The sequence below is a fragment of the Bradyrhizobium sp. SHOUNA76 genome (assembly GCF_023006445.1).
GTDB lineage: Bacteria > Pseudomonadota > Alphaproteobacteria > Rhizobiales > Xanthobacteraceae > Bradyrhizobium.
Map to the genome: position 1 here is coordinate 1 of NZ_JALBHA010000299.1, position 8,062 is coordinate 8,062.

At 64.8% G+C, this 8,062-nt stretch carries 9 protein-coding genes; 8 read left to right on the forward strand and 1 reads right to left on the reverse strand.

The window, feature by feature from the left end; translation table 11 throughout:
- The 8 genes from MOV74_RS41295 to MOV74_RS25105 all read left to right on the forward strand — a co-directional run.
- Nucleotides 1-166, forward strand: a 166-nt coding sequence (locus MOV74_RS41295; protein WP_404979167.1) for a transketolase-like TK C-terminal-containing protein, incomplete at its 5' end; no start/stop codon positions are given.
- A gap of 12 nt (nt 167-178) precedes the next feature.
- Entirely contained in the window at nt 179-1,264 is a 1,086-nt protein-coding gene (gene fba / locus MOV74_RS25075; RefSeq protein WP_246928756.1) for a class II fructose-bisphosphate aldolase, read from the forward strand.
- Nucleotides 1,265-1,295: 31 nt separating this feature from the next.
- Nucleotides 1,296-2,756, forward strand: coding sequence for a form I ribulose bisphosphate carboxylase large subunit (locus MOV74_RS25080; RefSeq protein WP_246928758.1), 1,461 nt, complete (start codon nt 1,296-1,298; stop codon nt 2,754-2,756).
- Between the two features lie 11 nt (nt 2,757-2,767).
- On the forward strand, nt 2,768-3,175 hold the full coding sequence (locus MOV74_RS25085; protein ID WP_246928761.1) for a ribulose bisphosphate carboxylase small subunit: 408 nt from the start codon (nt 2,768-2,770) through the stop codon (nt 3,173-3,175).
- Nucleotides 3,176-3,274: 99 nt separating this feature from the next.
- Nucleotides 3,275-4,207, forward strand: a complete 933-nt coding sequence (cbbX, locus tag MOV74_RS25090) for a CbbX protein (RefSeq protein WP_246928763.1) — start codon at nt 3,275-3,277, stop codon at nt 4,205-4,207.
- Entirely contained in the window at nt 4,204-4,941 is a 738-nt protein-coding gene (gene rpe / locus MOV74_RS25095) for a ribulose-phosphate 3-epimerase (protein ID WP_246928765.1), read from the forward strand. Before cbbX ends, rpe begins: the two co-directional genes overlap by 4 nt.
- 261 nt (nt 4,942-5,202) lie before the next feature.
- On the forward strand, nt 5,203-7,059 hold the full coding sequence (locus tag MOV74_RS25100; protein ID WP_246928773.1) for a bifunctional diguanylate cyclase/phosphodiesterase: 1,857 nt from the start codon (nt 5,203-5,205) through the stop codon (nt 7,057-7,059).
- Between the two features lie 186 nt (nt 7,060-7,245).
- Nucleotides 7,246-7,458 (forward strand): hypothetical protein, encoded by a 213-nt coding sequence (locus tag MOV74_RS25105; protein ID WP_246928775.1) that lies wholly within the window; start codon nt 7,246-7,248, stop codon nt 7,456-7,458.
- A 16-nt stretch (nt 7,459-7,474) separates the two neighbouring features.
- On the opposite strand, the gene MOV74_RS25110 is transcribed toward MOV74_RS25105, so the two are convergent.
- Nucleotides 7,475-8,062 (reverse strand): universal stress protein (locus tag MOV74_RS25110; RefSeq protein WP_246928777.1); only part of this gene is annotated, 588 nt, incomplete at its 5' end.

Sequence of the window (8,062 nt, forward strand, 5' to 3'; positions counted from 1 at the left end):
TGTGCAGGGTGACTGGTCGCGCTGGATCGGCACTGAGGGCGAGTTCGTCGGCATGCGCGGCTTCGGCGCCTCGGCGCCGGCGCCCGTGCTCTACCGCGAATTCGGCATCACGCCGCAGAGCATTGCGGAAGCCGCCCGCCGGGCGATCGCACGCAAGAGACAATAAGGAGGACTTCTCGTGGCCCGTATCACCCTTCGCCAATTGCTCGATCACGCCGCCAGCCATGGTTACGCGGTGCCGGCGTTCAACATCAACAACATGGAGCAGGGCATCGCGATCATGCAGGCGGCGGCCGAGGTCGACGCGCCCGTCATCATGCAGGCTTCGCGCGGCGCCCGCAGCTACGCCGGCGATATCATGCTCTCGCACATGATCGATGCGCTGGAGCGGACCTATCCCGACATTCCGCTCTGCATGCATCAGGACCACGGCAATGACGAAGCGACCTGCGCGTCCGCCATCGCCCACGGCTTCACGTCCGTCATGATGGACGGCTCGCTCAAAGCCGATGCCAAGACGGCGGCCGATTACGACTACAACGTCGCAATCACCCGACGCGTCGTCGATCTCGCGCATTGGGTCGGCGCGTCCGTCGAGGGCGAGCTCGGCGTGCTCGGCTCGCTCGAGCATGGCGGCGGCGAGCAGGAGGATGGCCACGGCGTCGAGGGCAAGGTCAGTCACGACCAGCTCTTGACCGATCCCGACCAGGCGGTCGACTTCGTTCGTGCCACCAAGGTCGATGCGCTTGCCATCGCGATGGGCACCTCGCACGGCGCCTACAAGTTCAGCCGCAAGCCGGATGGCGACATCCTGGCGATGCGCGTGGTCGAGGAGATCCATCGCCGCCTGCCGAACACGCATCTGGTGATGCATGGCTCCTCCTCGGTGCCGCAGCCGCTCCAGGACATGTTCAACCAGTTCGGCGGCGAGATGCCTCAGACCTGGGGCGTGCCGGTCGAGGAGATCGTTCGCGGTATCAAGAGCGGCGTACGCAAGGTCAACATCGACACCGATTGTCGTCTCGCGATGACCGCGGTGTTCCGCAAGGTCGCGGCGCAAACGCGCTCCGAATTCGACCCACGGAAGTTCCTGAAGCCCGCGATGGACGCGATGCGTGAGCTTTGCCGCGAGCGTTTCGAGCAGTTCGGCACGGCGGGCCACGCCAGCAAGATCAAGGTCATCCCCTTGAGCGAAATGGCGCGGCGTTACCGCGCCGGCGACCTCGATCCGCGCATCGGCGCTCGCGAACCGGTCGCGGCCTAATCATTCAGAGAGAGAAGAGCAGGAGAGAGACATGAACGCACATGCAGGCACGGTCCGCGGCAAAGAGCGCTATCGCTCCGGTGTGATGGAATACAAGCGCATGGGCTATTGGGAGCCCGACTACACGCCAAAGGACACCGACGTCATCGCGCTGTTCCGTGTGACGCCGCAAGAGGGCGTCGATCCGATCGAGGCATCGGCCGCTGTCGCCGGCGAATCCTCGACCGCGACCTGGACCGTGGTGTGGACCGATCGCCTGACCGCGGCGGAGAAATATCGCGCAAAATGCTACCGCGTCGATCCGGTGCCGGGCACGCCGGGCTCGTATTTCGCCTACATCGCCTATGATCTCGATCTGTTCGAGCCGGGCTCGATCGCAAACCTGTCGGCATCGATCATCGGCAACGTGTTCGGCTTCAAGCCGTTGAAGGCGCTGCGGCTCGAAGACATGCGCTTCCCCGTCGCCTATGTGAAGACGTTCCAGGGGCCGGCGACCGGCATCGTGGTCGAGCGCGAGCGCCTGGACAAGTTCGGCCGGCCGCTGCTGGGCGCGACGGTGAAGCCGAAGCTCGGGCTTTCGGGCCGCAACTATGGCCGCGTCGTCTACGAGGCGCTGAAGGGCGGGCTCGATTTCACCAAGGACGACGAGAACATCAACTCGCAGCCCTTCATGCACTGGCGCGATCGTTTCCTGTACTGCATGGAAGCCGTGAACCGCGCGCAGGCCGCCTCCGGGGAAGTGAAGGGCACGTACCTGAACATCACCGCGGGCACGATGGAGGACATGTACGAGCGTGCCGAGTTCGCCAAGGAGCTCGGATCGTGCATCGTCATGATCGACCTCGTGATCGGATACACCGCGATCCAGTCCATGGCGAAGTGGGCGCGCCGCAACGACATGATCCTGCATCTGCATCGCGCCGGTCACTCGACCTATACGCGGCAGAAGAGCCATGGCGTGTCGTTCCGCGTCATCGCCAAGTGGATGCGCCTTGCCGGCGTCGACCATATCCATGCCGGCACGGTGGTCGGGAAGCTCGAAGGCGATCCCAACACCACGCGCGGCTATTACGATGTCTGCCGCGAAGACTTCAACCCGACCAAGCTTGAACATGGAATTTTCTTCGATCAGCCCTGGGCGAGCCTGAACAAGATGATGCCCGTGGCTTCCGGCGGCATCCATGCCGGGCAGATGCATCAGCTGCTCGATCTGCTCGGTGAGGACGTCGTGCTGCAGTTCGGCGGCGGCACCATCGGCCATCCCATGGGGATCGCCGCCGGCGCGATCGCCAACCGCGTGGCGCTGGAAGCGATGATCCTCGCCCGCAACGAGGGCCGCGACTACGTCCATGAAGGTCCGGAGATCCTGGCGCGGGCGGCCGAGACCTGCACGCCGTTGAAGGCGGCGCTCGAGGTCTGGAAGGACGTCACCTTCAATTATCAATCCACCGACACGCCGGACTTCGTGCCGACCGCGCTGGAAACCGTTTGAGGAGACATGAGATGAAACTGACCCAGGGCTGCTTCTCGTTCCTGCCGGATCTGACCGACGATCAGATCACGAAGCAGGTGCAGTATTGCCTGACCAATGGCTGGGCGGTGAACATCGAGTTCACCGACGATCCCCATCCCCGCAATACCTATTGGGAAATGTGGGGCCTGCCGATGTTCGACCTTCAGGACGCCGCCGGCGTGATGATGGAGCTCGCGGAGTGCCGCAGGGTGTATGGCGACCGCTACATCCGCATCAGCGGCTTCGATTCCAGCCATGGCTGGGAGTCGGTGCGGATCTCCTTCCTCGTCAACCGGCCGCCGCAAGAGGCGGAGTTCGAGCTGGTGCGGCAGGAAGTCGGCGGCCGCGCGATCCGGTACACCACCGTGCGAAGGCCGGCCACGCACGCGTCAACTTAAAGCCATCCGCTTCCGCGCGGAGCTCTCCCTGCTCCGCATCCTTGGCGGACCACTGCTTCGCCGCTCCCGGCGGCGAAGCTCTTTTCTTCGAGGGTAGCTATGCTGGACGTTCCCCACGCAACCACGACTGAGCCCAGCGAGACCAGTTTCGATCTCCGCAAGGAAGCCGAAGCTGCCGGGATCACCGACACGCTGCAGCAGCTCGAGCAGGAGCTGGTCGGATTGAAGCCGGTGAAGAACCGCGTGCGCCAGATCGCCTCGCTGCTGCTGATCGAACGCATCCGGCAGCGCGCGGGCCTGGCCTCCGCGCCGCCGACGCTGCACATGTCGTTCACCGGCAATCCCGGCACCGGCAAGACCACGGTGGCGCTGCGCATGGCCAAGATCCTGCACGGTCTCGGCTTCGTGCGGCGCGGGCAGGTGATCTCGGTCACGCGCGACGATCTCGTCGGTCAATACATCGGCCACACCGCGCCGAAGACGAAGGAGATCTTGAAGAAGGCGATGGGCGGCGTGTTGTTCATCGACGAGGCCTATTATCTCCATCGCCCCGACAACGAGCGCGACTACGGCCAGGAGGCGATCGAGATCCTGCTCCAGGTGATGGAGAACCAGCGCGACGACCTGGTCGTGATCCTCGCCGGCTACGGCGAGCGCATGACGAGCTTCTTCGCCTCCAACCCCGGCTTCCGTTCGCGCATCGCCCATCACATCGAATTTCCGGACTATGCCGAAGCTGAGCTGCTAGTCATCGCCGAACTGATGTTGAAGGAGCGCGGCTATCGCCTCTCGGCTGCGGCGCGCGAGGCGTTCGAGAGATACATCGCGCTGCGCCGGACGCAGCCGTTCTTCTCCAATGCGCGCTCGATCCGCAACGCCGTCGACCGCATCCGGCTGCGGCAGGCCGATCGCCTGGTGTCCGATCTCGACCGCATGCTCGATGTCGCCGACCTCGAAACCATCGATCCCATAGACGTCCTGGCGAGCCGCGTCTTCAGCGGCGGCGCCGATGCGGGGAGTGCAAAGCCATGACCAGAGAGATCATCATCGCTCCGTCGATTCTGGCCGCGGATTTCGCGCGCCTCGGCGAGGAGATCGCGGCAATCGACACGGCCGGCGCCGACTGGATCCATTGCGACATCATGGACGGGCATTTCGTCCCCAACATCAGTTATGGCGCCGACGTCATCAAGGCGATCCGTCCGCTGACGAAGAAGGTGTTCGACGTTCATCTGATGATCGCGCCTGTTGATCCCTATCTCGAAGCGTTCGCGAAGGCAGGCGCCGACGTCATCACGGTGCATGCCGAAGCCGGCCCGCATCTCGACCGCTCACTCCAGGCGATCCGTGCGCTCGGCAAGAAGGCCGGCGTCAGCCTGTGTCCGGCCACTCCCGAGAGCGCGATCGCCTATGTGCTCGATCGCATCGATCTCGTGCTGGTGATGACAGTCAATCCGGGATTTGGCGGCCAATCCTTCCTCGAATCCCAGCTCGAGAAAATCGAACGGATCAAAACCATGATCGGCGACCGGCCGATCCGGCTCGAGGTCGACGGCGGCATCACGCGTGATAATGCCGCTGCGGTGGCGGCGGCGGGCGCCGATACGCTGGTGGCGGGTTCCGCGGTGTTTCGCGGCAAAAGCGCTGCCGAATATGCGGCCAATATCGCCGCCATTCGCGTCGCCGCCGAGGCCGGCCGGGTTCCGAAGCTGCAGGACAATGCCGCGCATCCGATGCGCCTCGGTGAAGGCGCGCGCATCCGCTAGACCAAGGGACACTATCGGAGACGGCGCGGTTCCGGTTGTGCCAGCATCGTGTCACTTGTCTCCGGGGTTCCACGGAGAATATCGCGCAGGAATGCTCGCCTCTTCAGGCCGGGGTAACCAATGCGCCGGAGACGAAGGCTCGATTAACTCCCGAGCAACGCTATGCGCCGCAATCTTCGATTGAGAAACGCTAGAGAGCGCGGGGATGCGGATCGAGGATATCTGCGGGCATGAGGCCTGCATGCGGCGTGGAGCGATGGCATGAGTATGCATCGCTTGTTCGCCGAGCAGCTTCGTTGCGCCACCGACGCGGCCGGACAGGTCGACCTCGCCAAGCTGGGCGAGCTCGTCAGCGCAGCCTATGAGGCGAGTGATCGCGAGCGCCAGCGGATGATCGACGCACGTGTGCAGACTCACGACGAGGTCGAGGAAGACCTGCTGCGGACCCGTGAGTTCCTGGACGCCATCGTCGAGAACATCCCGATCGCCGTATTCGCGAAGTGCGCGAAGGATTCCCGTTACATCCTGCTCAACCGCGCCGGCGAGAGCTATTATGGCCTGCAACGCGAGCAGATGCTGGGCAGGACTCCCGACGAGATATTCCCCGCAGATGTCGCCCGCATGGTCAACGAGCAAGACCGCAGGGTCGTTGCCAGCGGGATGCCGATGTTCCTCGAGGAGCATCTGCTCGAAATCGGCGTCAAGGGTCACGACCGGGTCGTCAACTCGCGAAAGATGCTGATCACCGACGATGCCGGCGATCCGCAATATCTGGTCGGCGTGATCGAGGACGTCACCGAGCGCGTCAACACCCAGGAACGCATCAGTCACCTCGCGCATCATGACGTGCTGACCGACCTGCCGAACCGTAGCGCCTTCAACGCCGCGCTCGGCGAGCGGTTGGAGCGGGCGCAGGAGGCGGCGACCAGTTTTGCCGTGCTCAGCCTCGATCTCGACCGCTTCAAAGAGGTCAACGACGTGTTCGGCCATCCCGTCGGCGACATGCTGATGCGGACGGCAGCGGACCGGCTTGCCGCGGAGACCGACGGCGCCTTCGTCGCTCGTATCGGCGGCGACGAGTTCATGATCCTGATGCCCGACGACATCAGGCGTGAGGAGGTTCTGGCGCTCGCCGAGCGCCTGGTCGAGACCATCGGCAAGGAGCTCGAGGTCGACGACTACCTTCCCCATGTCGGCCTCAGCATCGGCATCGCGTTTTATCCGGATGACGGCGTGAATGCCGCCACGCTGCTCGCCAACGCCGATGCAGCGCTCTATCGTGCCAAGCGCGAGGGCAGGGGGCGGGTCCGCTTGTTCGAGTCCGAGATGGACCGGGAGCTGCGCGATCGCAGGCTGTTGCAGCACGATCTGCGACAGGCACTGGAGCAGAACCAGTTCCTGGTCTATTTCCAGCCGCAGGCGCGAGTGGATGGCGAGGTGATCGGCTTCGAGGCTCTGCTGCGCTGGAACCACCCGACGCGGGGCTTCGTGCCGCCGGATCAGTTCATTCCGCTTGCCGAGGAGAACGGGCTGATCGTCCAGATCGGCGAATGGGTCTTGCGCGAAGCGTGCCGCGAGGCGGCATCCTGGCCGCGGCCGCTGCAGGTCGCCGTCAATCTGTCGCCGGTCCAGTTCCAGGCCGGCGATCTCGAACGTTCGATCCACCGGATCCTGCTGGAGACGGGGCTTGCCCCGACGCGGCTCGAGGTCGAGATCACCGAGGGTGTGCTGATCGGCGATTTCACCCGCGCGCTCGATCTGCTGCGGCGGCTGAAGGCGCTGGGCGTCCGCATCGCAATGGACGATTTCGGCACCGGCTATTCCTCGCTGTCCTATCTGCAGTCGTTTCCGTTCGACAAGATCAAGATCGATCGCGGTTTCATCTCCAATCTCGAGGCGACGCTGCAATCGGCCGCGATTGTCCGCGCGGTCCTGAGCCTCGCGCACGCCCTGAATATCCCGGTCATCGCCGAAGGGGTGGAGACGGAAGCGCAGCGTGCCTTCCTGGTGCGCGAGGCCTGCGAGGAGATGCAGGGCTATCTGGTCGGCCGGCCCGACCTGATCGAGCGCTATCTCGACCTGGTCGGCGTGACCGTGGAGCGCCGGCTCTACGCCTAGCCCCTGGATCTGGTGGCGGGATTCCGCGCGTCAGTCCACACCGTTTGGAACTTTGGCTCGGAGATATATTTCCTACCAGCGGAGCCGAGAGCAGGCGCGCGACGGGCGCAGCAAATCTTTTGCACAACCGCCATCGGCCTGACGCAAATAGGGGCAATAAACCTTGTGAATGCGAGGGAGGGTCTCATGGAGAACGTACGTCGCTACCGGGCGCTGGCGTCCCTCTGTCGCCAGCAGGCGGCCTACCGGCCGCTTCAGAACTGGGAACTCCTCGGCCAGGCCGAACATTTCGAATATCTCGCCGAGGTCGAACTCAAGGCGCATTTCGACGCCTGCAACGCGCCACACGACGAGGGCGCCGCAGCGCCCGCGACATGGGAGACCCCGGTCGCGGCGTGACGGGGCCGAGCCCGGCTCAATGTGACATCAGCGTCGGAACCGTCATGGCTTCCAGCATGGCGCGGGTGACGCCGCCGAGAACGCGCTCCTGCAATCGCGAATGGCCGTAGCCGCCCATCACCAGGAGATCGAGGCCCTCGTCGGCCGCCAGCGACAGGATGGTGGGCTGGATGTCGGCGCGCGTCGCCGACAGGCCGACCGTGCGGGTCGACAGTCCGCGCCGGCCGAGATGTCTTGCCAGACCGCCCGCTGAAGCTTCGTCAGGGACCGCGCGGGCCTCGTTGATGGTGATGATCACGACCTCATCGGCGCGCGCCAGGAACGGTGCTGCGTCGCGCACGGCGCGGGCGGCGAGGCGGCTGCCGTCCCAGCAGATGCCGATTCGCCCCGCCTTGAAAGCTCCCTGGAAGGTGTAGGGCAGCAACAGCACCGGGCCGCCCGCCTGGAACAGGATCTCGCGCGGCACGTCGTTGTCGAACGAGGCTTGCACCGGATCGGGCTGGACCACGACGCTGAGGTCGTGCAGCCGCGCCATCTCGCCGAGCGAGCCGGCTGCATCCACCGGGATCGCGCCGAGCGGGCGGCAGGCGTAGGAGATGCCGGC

What these genes read in the sequence shown, in the direction of transcription:
- MOV74_RS25080 (WP_246928758.1), top strand. Translation starts at nt 1,296, where the DNA reads ATGAACGCACATGCAGGCACGGTCCGCGGCAAAGAGCGCTATCGCTCC.
- MOV74_RS25085 (WP_246928761.1), top strand. Translation starts at nt 2,768, where the DNA reads ATGAAACTGACCCAGGGCTGCTTCTCGTTCCTGCCGGATCTGACCGAC.
- cbbX (WP_246928763.1), top strand. Translation starts at nt 3,275, where the DNA reads ATGCTGGACGTTCCCCACGCAACCACGACTGAGCCCAGCGAGACCAGT.
- rpe (WP_246928765.1), top strand. Translation starts at nt 4,204, where the DNA reads ATGACCAGAGAGATCATCATCGCTCCGTCGATTCTGGCCGCGGATTTC.
- MOV74_RS25100 (WP_246928773.1), top strand. Translation starts at nt 5,203, where the DNA reads ATGAGTATGCATCGCTTGTTCGCCGAGCAGCTTCGTTGCGCCACCGAC.
- MOV74_RS25105 (WP_246928775.1), top strand. Translation starts at nt 7,246, where the DNA reads ATGGAGAACGTACGTCGCTACCGGGCGCTGGCGTCCCTCTGTCGCCAG.